Origin of the sequence: uncultured Alistipes sp. (assembly GCF_902388705.1) — a bacterium.
Classification (GTDB): Bacteria; Bacteroidota; Bacteroidia; order Bacteroidales; family Rikenellaceae; genus Alistipes.
The window spans coordinates 18,733-38,082 of the sequence record NZ_CABMQJ010000005.1 but is presented as its reverse complement, the minus strand read 5'-3'; the positions used below and the strand labels follow the sequence as shown (position 1 = coordinate 38,082).

18 protein-coding genes and 1 tRNA gene are annotated in these 19,350 nt (G+C 57.7%); 10 read left to right on the top strand and 9 right to left on the bottom strand.

Annotated features, from left to right (window positions below):
* Nucleotides 1-24 precede the first annotated feature (24 nt).
* On the top strand, nucleotides 25-648 hold the full coding sequence (gene udk, locus QZT71_RS02940) for a uridine kinase (protein WP_295912219.1): 624 nt from the start codon (nucleotides 25-27) through the stop codon (nucleotides 646-648).
* Between the two features lie 154 nt (nucleotides 649-802).
* On the opposite strand, the gene QZT71_RS02935 is transcribed toward udk, so the two are convergent.
* The 4 genes from QZT71_RS02935 to QZT71_RS02920 form a co-directional block, all read right to left on the bottom strand.
* A complete protein-coding gene (locus tag QZT71_RS02935; RefSeq protein ID WP_295912217.1) occupies nucleotides 803-1,939 on the bottom strand; it encodes a WG repeat-containing protein in 1,137 nt (378 codons plus the stop codon).
* An 80-nt stretch (nucleotides 1,940-2,019) separates the two neighbouring features.
* Nucleotides 2,020-4,650 carry a DNA mismatch repair protein MutS gene (gene mutS / locus QZT71_RS02930; protein ID WP_295912416.1) on the bottom strand — a complete coding sequence of 877 codons (2,631 nt, stop codon included), beginning with the start codon at nucleotides 4,648-4,650 and terminating at the stop codon, nucleotides 2,020-2,022.
* A gap of 158 nt (nucleotides 4,651-4,808) precedes the next feature.
* Nucleotides 4,809-5,384 (bottom strand): uracil-DNA glycosylase family protein, encoded by a 576-nt coding sequence (locus tag QZT71_RS02925; protein ID WP_295912215.1) that lies wholly within the window; start codon nucleotides 5,382-5,384, stop codon nucleotides 4,809-4,811.
* On the bottom strand, nucleotides 5,377-6,792 hold the full coding sequence (locus QZT71_RS02920; protein WP_295912213.1) for an AAA family ATPase: 1,416 nt from the start codon (nucleotides 6,790-6,792) through the stop codon (nucleotides 5,377-5,379). Before QZT71_RS02920 ends, QZT71_RS02925 begins: the two co-directional genes overlap by 8 nt.
* A gap of 53 nt (nucleotides 6,793-6,845) precedes the next feature.
* Between QZT71_RS02920 and QZT71_RS02915 the strand changes: the two genes are divergently transcribed.
* The 5 genes from QZT71_RS02915 (at nucleotide 6,846) to QZT71_RS02895 (ending at nucleotide 10,036) form a co-directional block, all read left to right on the top strand.
* Nucleotides 6,846-7,478, top strand: a complete 633-nt coding sequence (locus QZT71_RS02915; RefSeq protein ID WP_295912211.1) for a hypothetical protein — start codon at nucleotides 6,846-6,848, stop codon at nucleotides 7,476-7,478.
* Nucleotides 7,479-7,500: 22 nt separating this feature from the next.
* Nucleotides 7,501-8,067 (top strand): hypothetical protein, encoded by a 567-nt coding sequence (locus tag QZT71_RS02910; protein WP_295912210.1) that lies wholly within the window; start codon nucleotides 7,501-7,503, stop codon nucleotides 8,065-8,067.
* On the top strand, nucleotides 8,058-8,591 hold the full coding sequence (locus QZT71_RS02905; protein WP_295912208.1) for an RsmD family RNA methyltransferase: 534 nt from the start codon (nucleotides 8,058-8,060) through the stop codon (nucleotides 8,589-8,591). The genes QZT71_RS02910 and QZT71_RS02905 overlap by 10 nt, the downstream gene beginning before the upstream one ends.
* Nucleotides 8,592-8,649: 58 nt before the next feature.
* Nucleotides 8,650-8,723 (top strand) — tRNA-Asp (locus QZT71_RS02900).
* 152 nt (nucleotides 8,724-8,875) lie between these two features.
* Nucleotides 8,876-10,036, top strand: a complete 1,161-nt coding sequence (locus tag QZT71_RS02895) for a MalY/PatB family protein (RefSeq protein WP_295912206.1) — start codon at nucleotides 8,876-8,878, stop codon at nucleotides 10,034-10,036.
* A gap of 112 nt (nucleotides 10,037-10,148) precedes the next feature.
* Here QZT71_RS02895 and QZT71_RS02890 read toward each other — a convergent pair whose 3' ends face one another.
* Nucleotides 10,149-11,084 (bottom strand): DUF1848 domain-containing protein, encoded by a 936-nt coding sequence (locus tag QZT71_RS02890; RefSeq protein WP_295912202.1) that lies wholly within the window; start codon nucleotides 11,082-11,084, stop codon nucleotides 10,149-10,151.
* 27 nt (nucleotides 11,085-11,111) lie between these two features.
* Complete coding sequence (locus QZT71_RS02885; RefSeq protein WP_295912200.1) at nucleotides 11,112-12,017, bottom strand: DMT family transporter; 906 nt, start codon at nucleotides 12,015-12,017, stop codon at nucleotides 11,112-11,114.
* Between the two features lie 283 nt (nucleotides 12,018-12,300).
* Between QZT71_RS02885 and QZT71_RS02880 the strand changes: the two genes are divergently transcribed.
* The 4 genes from QZT71_RS02880 to QZT71_RS02865 are packed head-to-tail and all read left to right on the top strand — an operon-like array spanning nucleotide 12,301 to nucleotide 15,409.
* Nucleotides 12,301-12,753, top strand: coding sequence for a LexA family transcriptional regulator (locus QZT71_RS02880; protein ID WP_295912196.1), 453 nt, complete (start codon nucleotides 12,301-12,303; stop codon nucleotides 12,751-12,753).
* A gap of 6 nt (nucleotides 12,754-12,759) precedes the next feature.
* The gene (locus tag QZT71_RS02875) at nucleotides 12,760-13,506 is read left to right on the top strand and encodes an SDR family oxidoreductase (RefSeq protein WP_295912194.1); all 747 of its coding nucleotides are present in this window, start codon (nucleotides 12,760-12,762) and stop codon (nucleotides 13,504-13,506) included.
* 2 nt (nucleotides 13,507-13,508) lie between these two features.
* Nucleotides 13,509-14,771 carry a Y-family DNA polymerase gene (locus QZT71_RS02870; RefSeq protein ID WP_295912192.1) on the top strand — a complete coding sequence of 421 codons (1,263 nt, stop codon included), beginning with the start codon at nucleotides 13,509-13,511 and terminating at the stop codon, nucleotides 14,769-14,771.
* An 11-nt stretch (nucleotides 14,772-14,782) separates the two neighbouring features.
* Nucleotides 14,783-15,409 (top strand): CatB-related O-acetyltransferase, encoded by a 627-nt coding sequence (locus tag QZT71_RS02865; protein ID WP_295912190.1) that lies wholly within the window; start codon nucleotides 14,783-14,785, stop codon nucleotides 15,407-15,409.
* Between the two features lie 207 nt (nucleotides 15,410-15,616).
* On the opposite strand, the gene QZT71_RS02860 is transcribed toward QZT71_RS02865, so the two are convergent.
* The 3 genes from QZT71_RS02860 to hutH form a co-directional block, all read right to left on the bottom strand.
* Nucleotides 15,617-16,543, bottom strand: coding sequence for a bifunctional methionine sulfoxide reductase B/A protein (locus tag QZT71_RS02860; RefSeq protein WP_295912189.1), 927 nt, complete (start codon nucleotides 16,541-16,543; stop codon nucleotides 15,617-15,619).
* 81 nt (nucleotides 16,544-16,624) lie between these two features.
* Nucleotides 16,625-17,866 carry an imidazolonepropionase gene (gene hutI / locus QZT71_RS02855; protein WP_295912186.1) on the bottom strand — a complete coding sequence of 414 codons (1,242 nt, stop codon included), beginning with the start codon at nucleotides 17,864-17,866 and terminating at the stop codon, nucleotides 16,625-16,627.
* Complete coding sequence (gene hutH, locus QZT71_RS02850; RefSeq protein ID WP_295912182.1) at nucleotides 17,863-19,344, bottom strand: histidine ammonia-lyase; 1,482 nt, start codon at nucleotides 19,342-19,344, stop codon at nucleotides 17,863-17,865. The genes hutI and hutH overlap by 4 nt, the downstream gene beginning before the upstream one ends.
* Nucleotides 19,345-19,350: the final 6 nt, after the last annotated feature.

Here is a 19,350-nt window from a genome sequence, read left to right as displayed (position 1 = left end):
TATAACCAATTACCAACCGACACTATGCAAGTTACCGTAATCGGAGTCGCCGGAGGCACCGGCTCGGGAAAATCAACGCTCGTCAAACGACTGCAGGAAGCTTTCGTGGGCGACGACGTCGTGACGCTCTGCCATGACTATTATTACAAAGCCCACCCCGAACTGACCTACGAGGAGCGTACGAAACTCAACTACGACCATCCGCAGGCGTTCGATACGCAGATGCTGGTGGACCACATCAAGGCGCTCAAGGAAAATGTTCCCATCGAGCATCCGGTCTACTCGTTCGTCGAGCACGACCGGACATCGGAAACCATATGCGTCAAGCCCTCGAAAGTAATCATCGTCGACGGCATCCTGATTTTCGAAAACAAGGAGCTGCGCGACCTGATGGACATCAAGGTATACGTAGACACCGATGCCGATATCCGCCTCGCACGGCGTATCCTGCGCGACGTCTGCGAACGCGGCCGCACGATGCAGTCGGTCATCACGCAGTACACCTCGACCGTAAAGCCGATGCACGAGGAGTTCGTCGAGCCGTCGAAAAAATATGCCGACGTGATTATCCCCGAGGGCGGCTTCAACTCGGTAGCCGTGTCGATGCTGATTCAGAACATCAGTTCGCTGATCGCCCGCAACGAATAGACGGTACAACCGGCCGAAAACAAACTCCCCGGCGCGAATGCGCCGGGGAGTTATATTTAGCGGGCAGGTCGGGAGTGTTTCAGAAGATGCGGAGATCCATGCGCGGCATCCGGCAAATCAAGGCTATGCAGCGCGGGAATCGACAGCGCCCAGCCTACTCGTCCCGCTTGGAAATATCGAAACTGAATTCCACGCCGTCTTTCTTACCCATGGCGCTCTCCTGCCAGCGGTTGTTCTCCTCGTCCCATCCCGAGAAAATCGACACATGATCGTACTCGAAAGGTAAAATGATTTTCCCGTCGTTGCCGACGATTCCGTAGCGCCTGCTGCCGTCTTCCATGACGATTGCAGCGGCGGCCTGTCCGTATTTTCCACCGTCCTGCAAATTTACCACGGCGAACGGCAGCACGGCATTGCCGTCGGGGTCTATCAGGGCATAAACATACTCCCCGTTATTCAACACTCCCACCCACGCATTGGGAAAATTAAAAGGGGAAGCCGTATCGAAGCGGCAGGGGACAACCTCTTTTCCACTGCGGTCGATAAACCCGTAGGCGAGTTTCCCGCCCTCGACGACCCGGCACACAACGGCCCGGTCATGTTGGAACGATCCGACACTGTAAAAATCGCAGGGAATTACAAATTGCCCCGACCTGTCGATGAACCCCCATTTGACATAGTATTTACCCTGCATGCCGGCCGGCGCCAGCCCGTCGGACGCAAAATCGCCGGCTTCGTCGAACTGCACGGGAATGGCCGGTTCTCCGTCGGGCGTTATATACCCGAATTTTCCTTGGAATTCATACCCCGACGGTTTGCGGCCGGGCACTTTCTCATTCTCTACATATGTGCCGACGCCGACTCGCGCCAGTCCCCGTGAAAAATCGTCGCAATAGTTATATTCGAGCCGGCGGACATTGCCGAGCGTGTCGACCAGCGAAAAGACACGCTCATTGCCCTCGCCGTTATAGGCCACGCAGACCCCGTCGCGGACATTCCCCAAGTGCTCCCACTCCAGCGGCACGACGACCCGGCCGGTGCGGTCGATCAGGCCCGAAAGGAGCTTGCCCGAGTCGTTTTTCATGCCGACAATAGCGTGCCCGTTGAAAAAACGCGAAGCATAGTCATAGACCGGCGGCACGACGACCTGCCCAAGCGTATCGACAAAACCGAACCTGCCATTGGATTTCCGGCGCCAGTCGGGAACGCGCTGGCCACCCTTGTTGACCATCATCAAACCGCAGTCCGCAGGCCAGACGACGTCGTATTTCGATTTGAGTTTACGCAGCATCTGCGGGCTCTGGGCCGAAGCGTTTCCGAATAAGGCCGCACCGCACAACAAGGCGGCGGCAGACCTGCAGCAACGCCTAATCATATTCCGGTTATCTTCTTGATTTCGTTCAGTTTATTGAGCGCTTCAATCGGGGTCAGGGCATTGATGTCGAGTCCTTTGATCTGGTCGCGAATCTGCACCAGCACGGGATCGTCCAACTGGAACATCGACAATTGCATGTTCTGCGGGGCGCCGCTTTCGGCCGCCTCCCTGACCGAAGGCGAGGGTTTCTTGCCGCGGCTCTTGAGGCTGCGGCTCGGCACAATCTCGTTGTTGCCGTACACCAGTTCGAGGTTGCGCAGGATTTCATCGGCACGCGACACCACCGACATCGGCATACCGGCCATACGGGCCACGTGGATACCGAACGAGTGTTCCGTGCCGCCGCGTTCGAGTTTACGCAGGAAAACAATCGTATTGCCCATCTCCTTGACGCTCACATGGTAGTTCTTCACGCGCGGACACATCTGCTCCATCTCGTTCAATTCGTGGTAATGCGTGGCGAAAAGCGTCTTGGCATGCGCCGTCGAGTGGTTGTGCAGGTATTCGACCATGGCCCACGCAATCGAAATACCGTCGTAGGTGCTCGTACCGCGGCCGATTTCGTCCAGCAGCACGATGCTGCGGTCGGAAATGTTATTGAGGATGCTGGCCGACTCGAGCATTTCGACCATAAAGGTCGACTCGCCCTGCGAAATATTGTCCGAAGCTCCCACCCGCGTGAAAATTTTGTCCACGACACCGATGTGCGCCGAGCGGGCAGGCACGTACGAGCCCATCTGCGCCATGAGGATAATCAACGCAGTCTGCCGCAGCAAGGCCGACTTACCCGACATATTGGGGCCCGTAATCATCATAATCTGCTGCTCCTTGTCGTCGAGCATCACATCGTTGGGAACATACTCCTCCCCCACGGGCATCAAGGTTTCGATAACCGGATGACGGCCCTGGCGGATGTCGATGCGTTTGCCGTCGTCGAGCACGGGACGCACATAGCGGCGCTCGCAGGCGATGCGCGCAAAGGACTGCAGGCAGTCAATACGCGCCACGACGGCCGCGTCGCGCAGCAATACAGCCAGCGAACGGCTGATCGCCGCGATAATGTCGGCATAGATGCGCTGTTCGATCACCAGCATCTTCTCCTCCGCGCCGAGGATTTTCTCCTCGTACTCTTTCAGCTCCTCGGTAATATAACGCTCGGCATTGGCGAGTGTCTGTTTGCGTATCCACGTTTCGGGAACCTTGTCCTTGTGGGCGTTGCGCACCTCGATATAATAACCGAAAACGTTGTTGTAGCTGATTTTGAGCGACGGGATACCCGTCGTTTCGCTCTCGCGCTGCTGGATGCGGGCAAGGTAATCCTTGCCGTGGAGTGCGATGCGGCGCAGGTCGTCCAGTTCGGGATCGACGCCGTCGGCAATCACGCCGCCTTTCTGTATCTGGTTGTTGAGCGGATCGGGGTATATCTCGCGGGCAATGCGGTCGCGCACCTCCGTCAGCAGGTCGACCTGCGCGGCCAGCGCATGCAGTTGTTCGTCGTCGGTCGATTCGAGCGCCGCTTTCAGCAACTCGATTGCGAAAAGCGAATTTTTCAGCTGCACCAGTTCACGGGGCGTCACCCTTGCTGCAGCGATACGGGATGCAATCCGTTCCATATCGCCGACCAAAGCCACCTGCTCGCGCACGGTATCGGCAAGGTCGGCGTCCTTGACAAACCGCTCGACGACGTCCAATCGCTTGTTAATCTGCACCGGGTCTTTGATGGGCATGGCAATCCACCGCTTCAGCAGGCGGCCGCCCATCGGGGTAAGCGTACGGTCGATAACATCGGCGAAACTGCATTTCTCACGTGCGCCGTTCGATGAAAAGAGTTCGAGGTTGCGAATCGTGAACTTGTCGACCCAGACATAGTCGTCCTGGTCGATGCGCGAAATCGACGTGATGTGCGCAATATCGCGGTGCTCGGTGAACTCGAGGTAATACAGAATGGCCCCGGCAGCGGAAACACCGCTCGTAAAGTGGTCGACGCCGTAACCCTTGAGCGACCGGGTGCCGAACTGCTTGCAGAGTTTCTCCCGGTTGACCTCCTCAGAAAAGACCCACTCGTCGAGCCGGTAAGTATAATGCTTGGTTCCGAAAGCGTCCGAAAAACGATCCTCGTAGCCGCGCTGGTAGATAATCTCCTTGGGAGCGAGGTTCGAGATGAGTTTGTCGATATAGTTATCAGGGCCTTCGGCCACATAAAATTCGCCCGTAGAAATGTCGAGGAATGCCACGCCCGTACTCTGCCGTCCGAAATAAACCGACGCGAGGAATGCATTCTCCTTGTTGGCCAATATGTTGTCGCCCAGAACGACGCCCGGCGTAACCAGCTCGATGACGCCGCGTTTGACCAGCCCCCGCACCAGTTTGGGATCCTCGAGCTGCTCGCAGATGGCGACGCGCTCGCCCGCCCGCACCAGCTTGGGCAGGTAGGTGTCGATGGCGTGGTAAGGAAAGCCCGCCAACTCGACATAGGTCGCCGACCCGTTGGCCCGGCGCGTAAGCGTAATGCCCAGTATGCCGCTGGCCTTGATAGCGTCGTCGCCGAAAGTTTCGTAAAAATCCCCCACACGGAAGAGCAGGATGGCATCGGGATGCACCGCCTTGATCGAATAATACTGCTTCATCAGCGGCGTTTCGACATATTTTTTCTCTATTTTCTTTTCTGCGTTCACAATAAAAAATTGTATGTAATTCTCATACAAAGATAACGGAATTTGACCGTTTCGCCAAGCCGGAACAGGAATTTATTTTTTTATTTTTTACCACGACGCAAAACCGTATATTACAGAATTTCATTCATTTCAAACACTTTGCGATAAAATTCGGCTTTCCATTCGACCGGACGCGGATAAGCCCGCGACGAAGAGGGCATGCGCCACAGCCGCATGCTCCGCCCGGCATACTCGAACCCGACGCTGTCGCCCACTGCAGGCTCACCGCAGCCCGTAATCGCACGCAGCGTATCGGTCGCTTTCTGGCCGGTGGTTATAATCGTCCGGCATGCGGGAATACGCGCCAGCAAAGCCGTGAGGTCTACTTCGCGCACGACTTGAAGAAAATTATCCGAAGCATTGTCTTTCAGCCTTATAACCTCGACAGCCGTATCATAGAGTGCGATTCCGCGGCTACAACAGAACGCCTCGATACGTTCCTTGTCGAATTTCCGGCCGCCGGGCATCAGGAAATGCGACTTGTCACCCGTGGCGAGATAGCCTACAATACGCCACATGTCGTTCTGCAGGTTCGGGTAGAAAAATTCCATCGACCACCGGATGCGCTTGGGAGGGAAACTGCCCAGCATCAGCACACGGGCATTCGCAGGCAGGAAAGGTTCGAGGGGATGCAGCTCGCTATTCATAGAATTCTTTGTCGAAATTTACAAGATACAATTTATCCGTGGCACGCGTCAGCGCCGTGTAGAGCCAGCGCAGCATGTCGCGCGTCATCGGCTCGTCGCCGAACAGGCAGCGGTCGACGAAAACCGCCTTCCACTGCCCGCCCTGCGCCTTGTGGCACGTAACGGCGTAGGAAAACTTCACCTGAAGCGCGTTAAAATGCGGATTTTCACGTATTTCCTTAAAGCGTTTCAGTTTACTTTTAAGGTCGAGGTAATCCTTTTCCACCTCATAAAAAAGGCGCGTCGACTCCTCGCGCGTAAGCGACGGCGATTCCGAAGCAATCGTATCCAGGAGTATCTTGCATTCGATCTCCGCATCCTCGTAATCGGGAAATTCGAGTACGACGTCAGCGAAACGAAACCCGTAGAAATCTTCGTAGCGGCGCAGCCGTTTCAGCCGCGCGATGTCACCGTTGGCAATGAAGTGCATCGGACAATTCTCGGTATGCTCCGTGTAGTAATAGTTATTTTTCACCACCATCAGCATATCGTTGCTCTCGATCTCCTCCTCGGCATAGGTCACATTGCGGCGAATCCCCTCGTTATAGCGATTCGCGCGCTTGTTCGAGCGGGTGATGACAATGGTTTCGCCCCGGCCGTATCTGGCATAGCAGTCCTGCAGTTTTTCGAGAAATTCCCCGCCCTCGACCGCCTCGATATCGGGATAATCCATATCGAAATGCGGAATCTCGTAGATGCCGTTTTCGAGCATGCAGCGCACCAGCGTGGCATTGAACAGAATACCCGACTCGGCTTCCTGGCGCACGACCTCGTCCATCGCGGCATACTCCACATCGCCGAACCGCGCGAGCGAAGCGGGGTCGAGCGCCGGACTGCAATCGGCCCCAACGGGCGGCAGCTGAGCGCTGTCGCCGACGAGAATCAGCCGGCATTCCCGGCCGCTGCGCACATATTGCACGAGATCCTCGAGCAACGAACCGCTGCCGAACAGCGCCCCGTCGCCCGAGCCGTCGGAGAGCATCGAGGCCTCGTCGACGATAAAGACCGCCCCCTTTTCCGTATTGAAGTTGAGCGAATATTTCGATTCGTAATCGGCATTCGTACGCTGCCGGTAGATGCGTTTGTGGATTGTAAGCGCCTTTTCTTGAGCATATTGAGCCAGCACTTTGGCCGCCCGCCCCGTCGGTGCAAGGAGCACAGGTTTGATATTCAACTCCTTAAGCGCACCGACCAGCGCGGCAATCAGCGTCGTCTTACCTGTGCCGGCATACCCGTTCAGCACGAAAATCCGCGAAAAATCGTCGTCTGCGATATATTCGGACAACTTTTCTATGATTTTTTTTTGCCCAGAAGTTGTTTCAAAACAAATTTTAGCGTAAATTTGGGTCGCAATACGTGTGCTGAACATGCGGTTTTTAAATTTGTACAAAATTAACAACAAATATTAGAATAGCTTAAAAAATGAAAAAAATTGCTCAAATCATTCTTGCGGTAGTTATCGTGGCGCTGGTCTACGTTATCTACGACCAGATTTCGACCCCGATCAAGTTCGAAAATGAGTTGAAAGCCAAAAAAGCCAAGGTAATCGACCGCATCAAGGACATCCGCACTGCACAGCGCGCATTCAAGTCGAAATACCAGCGCTTTACAGGCAGCTTCGATACGCTGGCTGCGTTCATCCTGACCGACACGCTCGAATTGGAGCGCAAGATCGTCGACGAAGACGACTCGGTTGCCATGGCACAGCTCAAGAAGATGGGCAAAAAGAACATCGAGAAATTCAAGATCGCCGTAATCGACACCATTTTCTCGCCCAAGCGCCTTTCGCGTCAGGATGTCGAGGATCTGCGCTACATCCCCACCACCGACAAGCAGGCACAGTTCATCATGGAGGCCGGCACGGCTGTGGCTTCGAGCGTAACGGTGCCTATCGTGGAGTGCCGCGCACCGTATAAACTGTTCCTCGACACGGTGGCATACCGTCAGGAAATCATCAACCAGATCGACGACGACATCAACAACTTCAACCGTTATCCGGGCGTCAAGTTCGGCTCGATGGAAGCAGCGAACAATGAAGCAGGCAACTGGGAGTAACACTCCGCAAACCATACAGAAAGTGTCCATTCAGCTTGCGTTGGATGGACACTCTTTTTCAGCGCCGGCGCTCGACGGGGAATTTCCGGGCGACGCCCCGGTGGAGGTGGAGGTGCTGACGCCGCGGACGATGCTCGTCCCGGCCGAAGTGTTCGACACCGGCATAGCTGCCGAGCTGCTCGCCGCAAACGGCATGACCCCGGCCGACGGGGAGTGCGCCGTATGGAGCGACCCGCAGCAGGAGATCATAGCGGTGATGGCCGTAAACAACGAAACAAAACGCATGGTCGACGAAAAACTGGGGGCGCGGGCACGCTACACCACCCCACTGCTGCACAGGCTGTCAGCCGCCGCACCCACGGTATGGATGCGGCACACGGCGGGCTTGCTATATATAAAGGTATGGGAGGGAAAACTGCGCTTTGCCGGGGTCTTCCCCGCACAGGAAGAGGCAGACATACTCTACTGTTTCGAGCGGCTCGGCAGCGAATTCAAGCTCGGCGGATACGAGTTGCAGATAGCCCGCGACAACTACAAGCGCCTTCGTAAACTGCTGAACGTCTATTTCAAACAAATCGCATGCGAATAATCAGCGGCAAATACAAGGGCCGGGCCATCAACCCGCCACGTAACCTGCGGGCACGTCCGACGACCGATTTCGCCAAGGAGAACCTCTTCAACGTGCTCGGCAACCTGGTGGATTTCGACGAATGCGACGTACTGGACCTCTTTGCAGGCACCGGCTCGATAAGCTACGAATTCGCCTCGCGGGGAGCCCGGAGCGTCACGGCCGTGGAAATCAACGCCGTGCATTACAACTTCATCCGGCAAACGGCGGCACAGCTCGGCATTACGAACCTCTATGCCGTAAAGGCGAACGTGTTCCTCTACCTGAAAAGCTGTGCCAAACAGTTCGACATCATTTTTTCAGACGCTCCCTACGATCTGGAGGAGAGCGGACAGGTCGTAAATCTGGTTCTCGAAGGCGACCTGCTGCGTCCGGAGGGTATTTTCATTTTCGAGCACTCGAAAAAAATGGATTTTTCCTACAGACCGGAGTTCTGGCAATTAAGGAGTTACGGAAGCGTGCAATTTTCTTTCTTCAAAAAGTGAAAAAAATATTTGGAGATAAAAAAATTTGTACTACCTTTGCATTCGCAATCAGCAATAAGGTGCGTTAGTTCAGCTGGTTAGAATACGTGCCTGTCACGCACGGGGTCAGGGGTTCGAGTCCCCTACGCACCGCAAAACGACAGAAGTCGAATGACGAAAAACCTGCAATTCGAATTGCAGGTTTTTTCTTTTCATACATCCTGCCGCACATTTCCAGTTGCCACAGAAAACTTTCCGACTCATCCGTGAAACTTCCGGGACATGTCCTGCGTATTGTAAACAATATGAAGTACGATTTCGATGAAATAATCCCGCGCCGCGGGACAAATTCAATCAAGTGGGATCTGGACGAAGACCCCGGGATACTGCCCATGTGGGTGGCAGATATGGATTTCCGCACGGCACCGGCTGTCGCCGAGGCATTGCGGCGACGGGTGGAGCACGGCGTTTTCGGCTATGCAAAGGCTCCGCAGGCATACTACGACGCCATTGTCGGCTGGTTTGCACGGCGGCACGACTGGCAGCTCCGACCGGAGTGGATACTCCACACCACGGGCGTCATTCCGGCCCTGTCGGCCATCATCAAAGCCCTGACCCGTCCGGGCGACAAGGTGCTGGTGCAGACTCCGGTATACAACCATTTCTTTATCTCGATTCGCAACAGCGGTTGTGAAACGGCCGAAAGCGAACTGCTCTACCGCAACGGCACCTATACGGCCGATTTCGACGACCTGGAGCGTAAAGCCGCCGATCCGCGGGTGAAGCTGATGCTGTTGTGCAACCCGCACAACCCGGCCGGGCGCGTATGGTCGCCGGAGGAACTGCGGCGCATCGGGGAGATATGCCTGCGCAACGACGTTTTCATCGTAGCCGACGAGATACACTGCGAGCTGGTAATGCCGGGCTACCGCTATACGCCGTTCGCATCGCTGTCGGAAGAGTTCCTGCACCGGTCTGTCACCTGCGCCTCCCCGAGCAAGGCGTTCAACCTCGCCGGACTGCAGGTCGCCAATATCTTCGCCGCAGACAAGGCGGTGCGGGAAAAAATCGACCGTTCGCTCGACATCAACGAAACGGGCGAAATAGGTCCGCTGGCCATCGCCGCCCTGATTGCAGCCTACAACGAGGGCGCGGAGTGGCTCGATGCGCTCAACGAATACCTCGCCGGAAATTACCGTTTCCTGCGGGAATATTTCGGGAAGCACCTGCCGCAGTATCCCGTACTGCCGCTGGAGGGAACCTACCTGGTCTGGGTCGACTGTTCGGCATCGGGGCTGACGTCCGGTGAGCTCGAAACCCGGCTGCTCGAACGGGAAAAGCTGCGTATCAATCCCGGCGCGATGTACGGCGGGGCAGGCCGGAATTTCATCCGCCTGAATATTGCCTGCCCGCGGCAATTGCTCGCCGAAGGGCTCGAAAGGCTGCGGCGCGGTCTGGAAGAATAATCCGAAGGAGTTCGGACAACAGGGCTTCCCCGCGGCAAAGCGGGAGGCGCACCGGAAAAATGCCGGGCTGTGCAAAGCAGTCCCGGCATTTCAACTTCATACAGCATCCCGGCTAAAACAACGTGCGTTGGCCGCTGCGGAGGCTCCTCATCGCCCGATCCCGAATCACGTCGCCCTCTTCGACATGCCCGAGCATCAGCGGGGATTCGGGTTCATGTTTCCAGCGGTTGTATTGGGCCGTATTATAGTTCCCCTTAATCGCGTAACAATAGACACAACCGTTCAGACAACTCTCATAGGTGCCGATGTCGATGCTTTCGAGGCAGTTGCAGATTTGCCGCTGGTTTTTATCCTTTTTCGCAGAAACGGTATAGCCTGCAATACGCTCGATTAGCCTGCCGTCGATGCACATACCCGCCGGAATATCCAGATGCTGCAGGTCGATCTTAACGGTACAGGTATTCAGGGCAATCGAAGCATTCAGGGCCGACTGCCGGAACGATACGGCCATCCGTTCGATTTCGTCCCGGCGCAAAGCCCCGATGCCGAGGGCCCCGAGCGCGCTGCGGATATGGCGGTAATGGTTGATGAATCCCAGCATGCAGGTTTCGGTATGCCCCCGCAGGGCATGTGCGATTCGGTCGAAAGCCTCGCAATGGAAATTCACGTCGTATTTTTCGTTCGTCAGAATCGGATCGTAGCGCCATACCACCCTTTCGCGCCCGATTTTATCCGACAGGCGTTTGAAAATTTCGATTCGCCGGGCAAGCGGCGGCAGGTGCCTCTCGATGTCGGTTCCATAAGGGTTCAGCGTAAACTGGAAATAGTATTTATACGAGGCGAGCTCCCCGAGGCGCGGAAGCATCGGCGCAGGGTTTTTCGTCCAGAATACGATACAGTCCACGACATCCGGATTGAGGCTGACGCGGCTGATTGCCGACGGGTTGAACGGATTGGGCACGAGGACATATCCTTCCCGCAGGCGGTTGAAGAACCACGGCGCATAAAATGCCGGAATGTCCGTCCGGCGGCTGGCACTGATAATCATACGATATAAACGGATTTACCCCCGCTCCTATTTTGTCCGCCGCATTGTTTCAGGCTTCCGGCGGCCGCTGTGCAGGATAACGATGCTGACGGCGGCGACGATAAGCAGGATGCCGGCAGCTCCCTGCATTGTAAAAGGCTCGCCGAACACCGCCACGCCGATAACGACAGCCGTTAGCGGTTCCATTGCCCCGAAAATCGAGGTCAGCGTGGGGCCGATGCGCTTGATGGCCTGCACCAGCGTCATATTGGATACGGCCGTGGCGGGAAGCGCAAGGCCGAGGATACAGAGCCATGTCGTGCCGTCGGTTTCGAGGCGGATGCCTCCCGTGAAGAGCCCGCCGACAATGAAATAGAGGGCCCCGAATCCCATCACATAGCAGGTCAGCACCGTGGAATCAATCTCCACGGCACGGCTCTTTCGCACACCGACGATATAGCCGCCGTAGGAAACGACCGAAACCGAAGCCGAAACAATGCCCAATGCGGTATTGCCCTGCGTGAAGTCGATATTGCCCAGCGAGAGCAGCACGGCACCGACGATCGACATGCCGATGGCCGCAAAGACCCACATGGAGCCTTTTTCCCGGAATAGACACATCATCGCAAGGGCGACGGCCAGCGGATACATGAAATGAATGGTCGACGCAACGCCGCTGGCGATATGCTGGTAAGCGATAACGAGGCTCAACGACGTGGCGGCACGGAACAGGCTCAAAAAAAATACCGTGGCGAACTCCCCGCGGATCAGGCGGAAACTGCGGCCCGACAACACCCCGAGGCCGCCCAGGAACAGCGAAGCTACGCCCCAGCGATAGGAAAGCACTTCGAACGAAGAATACCCCGCAGCGAGCAGCAGCAGGGTGAAAAGCGGCGCCAGTCCGAAAGTCGACGACGACAGCGCCGCATAGAGAATACCTTTTACACGTTCCATGAAACCGGATTTCCGGATACAAAGGTAAAAAATATATCCCGGGCTGAAACCGCGCGCCGACAGGAAAATTCCGCCATAACAACAAAACACACGGGTATGCATCTTACAGTCACGGCATTCGGTCGTTGTTCTTCAAACGCGATACGACGATGAATGGCTATTCAATGTCCGACCGAACCACAGGAGCACTTACGGGACTGTAGCGGGACATCGGACAACCCAGGCATATTTCTTGACCCGAAGCGCGGATATGCCCGATTTTTTTTGCAATTTTGCAGGGACTATGAACAACCGGATGGACAACCCAGAAGAGATACGACTTCAATTCATACGGCCCGACACCACGACGGAGGCCGAGCTCCCGATGGCGACGAGCGGCGTTTCGGCAGGCTTCCCCTCGCCGGTCGACGACCACCTCGAACCTTCGCTCGACCTGAACCGGGCGCTAATCCGCAATCCGGGGGCAACGTTCTTCGCACGGGTCGCGGGCGACAGCATGCAGGATGACGGCATCGCCGACGGCGATTTGCTGGTTGTCGACAAGTCCGCAGAGCCCTTCGACGGCTGCGTGGCGGTCTGCTTCCTCGACGGGGAATTCACCCTCAAGCGGGTGCGAATCGCTCCCGACCGGATTGTCCTCGTCCCTGCAAACAAACGTTACAAACCGATAGAGGTCGGCCGCGACCGCAACTTTGCAGTCTGGGGAGTGGTCACCTATTCGATCAAAAAAATCTGATTCGCCATGAACGATTTCAAGGACAAATGCGTATTCGTCACGGGCGGTGCGCACGGCATCGGCCGCAGCATCGTCGAGGCGTTCCGCAAGGCGGGCGCCAGGGTGGCATTCTGCGATCTCGACCGCATGCAGGGCGAGGCCGCAGCCCGCGATACCGGGGCGGCGTTCTACCCTGCCGATGTAGCCGACGCAGCAGCGCTGCGCGGAGTGTTCGATGCCGTCTGCGAGCGCTTCGGGGAGATCGGCATCCTCGTCAACAATGCCGGAATCAGCGAATTTTCACCGCTTGCGGACACCGCTGCCGAACAATTCGACCGGATACTGGCCGTGAACCTGCGGCCCGTGTTCGTTACGGCACAGCATATGGCCGCACGGCGCAACACCCCGGAAGGGAAACGGCTGTACGGCAGGATTATAAACATCGCTTCGACGCGCTGGCTGCAAAGCGAGCCCGGCAGCGAAGCATACGCCGCATCGAAAGGCGGCATGGTAGCACTGACGCATGCGCTGGCACTGTCGTTTTCGGAATATAACGTCACGGTCAACTGCATCAGCCCGGGATGGATAGACAACGGCAATTTCGGGGAACTCACGGAGCGCGACCGTCGCCAGCACCCTTCGGGGCGTGTCGGCGTGCCCGGTGACATTGCCCGCGCCTGCCTGTTCCTCGCCGATCCGGCCAACGATTTCATCGATGGCCAGAACCTCGTCATCGACGGAGGCATGACCAAAAAGATGATATACGTGGAGTAGCGATGTACGGGCTTTGCGACTGCAACAACTTTTTCGCTTCGTGCGAACGGGTATTCCGTCCCGAACTGGAGGGGCAGCCCGTCATCGTGCTGTCGAACAACGACGGCTGCGTCATCGCACGCTCGAACGAGGCAAAAGCGCTCGGCATCCGCATGGGACACCCCTATTTCCAGATACGACACCTCGAAAAACGGTACGGTATCGCCGTCTTTTCGAGCAATTTCAACCTCTACGGCGACATGTCGCGGCGTGTTATCTGGACGCTGCGGAGCATGGTACCCGCCGCCGAAGTCTACTCCATCGACGAGGCGTTCCTCGATTTGCGGGGTATCGGCATCGGGCAGCTCGAAGATCTGGGGCACCGTATCAGCTGCACGGTGCGCCGCAATACGGGCATCCCGGTGAGCATCGGCATCGCCCCGACCAAGACACTGGCCAAAATCGCGTCGAAACTCTGCAAGCACTACCCCAAACTTCAGGGGGCCTGCCTGATGTATCGCCCGCAGGATATCGAAAAAGTACTTCGCAAATTCCCGATCGAGGACGTATGGGGCATCGGGCGCAAGCACCGCCGCATGCTGCAGGGCGCAGGCATACAGACGGCATGGGACTTCACGCAGCGTCCCGAAGCATGGGTGCGCGGCCGAATGGGGGTTACGGGCCTGCGCACGTGGAAAGAGCTGCAGGGCGAAGCATGCATCGACTTCGAAAACGCACCGCCGGCCAAGCAGCAAATCACCGTATCGCGCAGCTTTGCACACGAACTGACCGAATACGAGGACATTCGCACCTCCGTAGCCGCTTTCACTTCGATGGCCGCCGAAAAACTGCGCCGCCAGCAAAGCCTCTGCGGCGAACTGACGGTCTACATCCTCACCAACCGCCACCGCGAGGAGCTGCCGCAGTACTTCGAAAGCGAAACGATACGCCCCATCATGGCTACGGACGATACGCTGGAGCTGGTTCCGCTCGCCACGCAGGCCCTGCAGCGAATCTTCCGCAAGGGCTACGGCTACAAGAAAGCCGGAATAATGCTCTCGGAGATCTCGTCCCGCACGGGACTGCAAACCGACCTGTTCGACCCGGTCGACCGGGCCAGGCACGCCCGGTTGATGGACGCTCTGGACGCAGCGAACCGCACCTACGGCCGCAACCGAATCGTGGTGGCCTCGCAGGGATTCGGCCCGCTGAAAATGACCCGCGAGCACCTCTCACGCAGCTACACGACCGACTGGAACGACATCATCACCGTAAAAACCGACTGAAACCCCACACCATGAATACGAAAACCTATCCCCGCACAAACGACCGCCAGACAATCTACCTGAACTCCGTCATCGACAACCCCAATATTGAAGTCGGCGACTATACGATTTACAACGACTTCGTGAACGACCCGACGCAATTCGAAAAGAACAACGTCCTGTATCACTACCCGATTAACAAAGACCGGCTGATAATCGGCAAATTCTGCTCCATCGCCTGCGGCGCCCGGTTCCTGTTCAACAGCGCCAACCACACGCTGCATTCCCTCGCGAACTACACGTTCCCGCTCTTCTTCGAAGAGTGGGGACTGGACAAAAAGGACGTAACCTCGGCTTGGGACAACAAGGGCGACATCGTCATCGGAAACGACGTATGGATTGGCTACGAGGCCGTCGTCATGGCGGGCGTGCACATCGGCGACGGGGCAATCGTCGCAGCACGGGCCGTCGTCACCAAGGACGTCGAGCCCTACACCATCGTCGGGGGAGTCCCGGCAAAGGCAATCCGGCCCCGTTTCGACGCCGACACGGCAGCACGCCTGCAAGAGCTGCAATGGTGGAACTGGCCCGCCGAAAAGATACGTGAATACCTGCCCCGCATCATGAACGGCGAAATCGACCGTCTGCCCTGCGAATAGCAGGCTCCGGGAAAACAACCGCCGCAGGGCATGGTTACAACCACGCCCCCGGTTGAAATCTCTCCGTAAATCCGCATCGGTAACACCTTCCGCAAACGCCCGAAACGAATAATCCCCGCTTTATGCGGGGATTTTGGTGTCCGAAACCCTCCGGGCAGCAGACTTTATCCGGCCCATAAATCGGACGCCGGGCATGCCTGCCGGTAATCAGAACCGTTTCGTATAGTAATGGCAGTACGGCAGCGTACCTTTATGCTCGTAGTAACGCTGGTGGTAATCCTCCGCAGGCCAGAATCGGCCTGCAGGCGTAACTTCGGTCACAACGTCGTAACCCTTTTCCCGCAGCAGGGCAATCAGCTTTTCTGCGGTCTGCTGCTGTTCGGGCGTCGTATAGAATACCTCGGAGCGATACTGGTCGCCGAGGTCGGGGCCCTGCCCGCCGATCTGCGTAGGATCGTGGATTTCGAAAAAGAAGCGCGCTATCTTTTCATACGGCACTTTCGCCGGGTCGAACACCACACGCACCGCTTCGGCATGTCCCGTACGGTGGCTGCAAACCTCCTCGTAAGTGGGATTTTCGGTCGTACCGCCCGTATACCCCGACTCGACTTTCAGCACGCCGGGAATCTTCGACAACAGGTATTCCACGCCCCAGAAACAGCCTCCGGCAAAAATCGCCGTTTCGGTATGCCCTTTCGGCTGCGCCGCAGACGGTTCGGGTGCCTGCGCGGCAGTTCCCGGCATCCCTGTTTGTCCGGCTTCGAGCCGCTGCCCGGCTTTGGCTTCGGGTTCGAAGTCGAGCGAAAGGGAGTTGACGCAGTGGCGCGTATTCCTGGGCGTGAAGCCCTCGCCCGTAAAGACATGGCCCAAGTGGCCGCCGCAGCGGGCACAGGTGATTTCGGTACGCCGGCCGTCGGCATCGGGCGTACGTTTCACGGCACCCGGTATCTGGTCGTCGAAACTGGGCCAGCCGCAGCCGGCATCGAATTTATCCTGCGAGCGGTACAGCGGCGCACCGCACTGGCGGCAACGGTACACGCCCGGCTCGCTATGGTTGTAATAACGTCCCGAGAAAGGCGCTTCGGTGCCCTTGTCGACAATCACACGTTTCTCTTCCGGTGTCAACGGCTTCATATCCTGTGCTTTTACGGCCCCGGACAGCGCCAGGCCAATTAGTATAATCAGTAATCTCATACATGCGTTCGGGGTCAAAAACTACGCCACGAACTCCTCGCCGGCAAGAAATACGCGGCGGATAAGCGGCGTGGTATAGGCATAAGGCATGAACGCTACCGACGGCATCGGCGCGGTAATGAAGAAATTGGCGACCTTGCCGGCCGTAATGGAGCCGTAGTCGCGGCTCAACCCCATGGCATAGGCCCCGTTGAGCGTCGCGGCATTGAGCGCCTCGGCAGGGGTCATTTTCATGCGGATGCAGGCCAGCGAAACGACCATGCGCATATCGCCCGACGGCGACGAGCCGGGATTGTAGTCCGAGGCCAGCGCCACGCCCAGTCCCGCGTTTATCATCTCGCGGGCCGGGGGATAGCTCATGCCGAGGAAGAACGCCGCGCCGGGCAGCATCGTCGGCGAAGTCACCGCACCGTGCAGGGCCGCAATCTCCTCCCCGCCCATGCGTTCGAGGTGGTCGACCGAAAGGGCGTCGTACTCCACCCCGACCTGCACGCCGCCGGAAACGGCCAGTTCGTTGGCATGTATCTTGGCCCGGAGCCCCAGTTTGCGCCCGGCTTTCAGGATACGGGCCGTCTGCGCCACCGTAAAGAAACCCTCGTCGCAGAACACGTCGACGAAATCGGCCAGTCCTTCGGCCGCCACGGCAGGCAGCATTTCGCTGCAGACCAGCTCCACATACTCCTCCTGCCGGCCGATATAGTCGCGCGGCACGGCATGCGCCCCGAGGAACGTGGCCCGCACGGCCAGCGACGCCGTTTCGCGGATGCGGCGGACGACGCGCAGCATCTTCAGTTCATCGGCCGTCGTAAGCCCGTAACCGCTCTTTATCTCCACGGCTCCGGTACCCTTGGCGGCGATTTCGCGGACACGCTCCATCGCCTGCCGGTAAAGTTCCTCCTCGGAAGTTGCGTGCAGCAGATCGGCGGAATTGAGGATGCCCCCGCCGCGGCGGGCAATCTCTTCGTAGCTCAACCCGTGTATCTTGTCGAGGAACTCCTGCTCGCGGCTTCCGGCATAGACCAGGTGCGTATGCGAATCGCAGAACGACGGGAAAAGCATCCCCCCTTCCGCATCGACGACCTTGTCCACGGCCATATCGCCCAGCGTTTCCATAAAACCGAATGCGGCGATGCGGCCGCCGTCACAGAGCAGCCACGCATCGTCGCAGGTTTCCAGCCGGTCCATCTCTTCGCCGCACAGCCGCATGCAGCCGGCGGTTTCGATACCGACAATCGTACCGATGTTCTTTACCAGAAGCCTCATAATGTCCGGATAAACTGAATGGATGATTCGATATGGGGGTACATCACCGAGTCGTTGTCGATGAACGGCACCCGTTTGCGGTAATCGGCCACAATCCGCTCGATGGCCGCGGACGAACGTGCCGGACGGCGGAATTCGAGCGCCTGCGCAGCGTTGAACAGTTCGATGGCCAGCACCCGCTCGGTGTTGAGCACCACGCGGTAGAGTTTGGTCGCCGCATTGGAACCCATGCTCACATGGTCTTCCTGCCCCTGCGACGAAGGAATCGAGTCGACCGAGGCGGGCATGCATAGCCCCTTGGATTGGCTGACGATCGACGCGGCGGTATACTGCGGAATCATGAACCCGCTGTTCAGCCCCGGCTTGGCGACGAGGAATTTCGGCAATTCGCGCGCACCGGAAATCAGTTTGTAAGTACGCCGTTCCGAGATGTTGCCCAGCTCGGCAAGGGCGATGGCCAGGAAGTCCATCGCCAGCGCAATCGGCTGTCCGTGGAAATTGCCCGCCGAAACGACCATATCCTCCTCGGGAAAGACCGTCGGGTTGTCGGTCGTACTGTTGATTTCGGTGGTCAGCACGCTTTCGACATAGTCGACGGTATCTTTCGAAGCTCCGTGCACCTGCGGAATACAACGGAACGAATAGGGATCCTGCACGTGCTGCTTGTTCCGGGCAATCAGTTCGCTGCCCTCCAGCAGGCGGCGGATGTTCCGGGCCGTCGTGAGCTGTCCCCGATGGGCGCGAATCATATGCACCTGATCGCAGAAAGGCTCGATACGCCCGTCGAAAGCATCGAGCGAAAGGGCCCCGATACGGTCGGCCCACTCGCCCAGACGACGGGCCTGAATCAGCGCCCACACCCCGTAGGCGCTCATGAACTGGGTGCCGTTGAGCAGCGCCAGCCCCTCTTTCGACTGCAGGTCGATCGGCTGCCAGCCCAATTCCGCCAGCACGCCGGCGGCGGATCGGACGGCGCCCTGATACTCCACTTCGCCCAATCCCAGCAACGGCAGGCTCATGTGCGCCAGCGGCGCCAGATCGCCCGAGGCCCCGAGCGACCCCTGCTGGTAAACGACGGGCAGGATATCGTGGTTGAAGAAATCGATCAGCCGCTCCACGGTTTTGAGCTGGACTCCCGAATGGCCGTACGACAGCGACTGTATCTTGAGCAGCAGGATGAGTTTCACAATCTCCGAAGGCACCCGCTCCCCGGTGCCGCAGGCGTGCGACATCACGAGGTTTTTCTGCAGCCGGGCAAGTTCGTCGAATCCCACCGAAATGTCGCACAGCGAGCCGAAGCCGGTGGTGATGCCGTAGATCGGCCGTTCGGGGTTCTCCATTTTGCGGTCGAGGTACTCGCGGCATCGGACGATACGTGCGCGGGCATCGTCGCTTAAGGTCAGCGGGAGGCGGCGTTCGAGGATTTCACGGACGCGGTCTACGGAAAGATGTTCCGCGGAGATATGATGATGTTCCATGTAAGG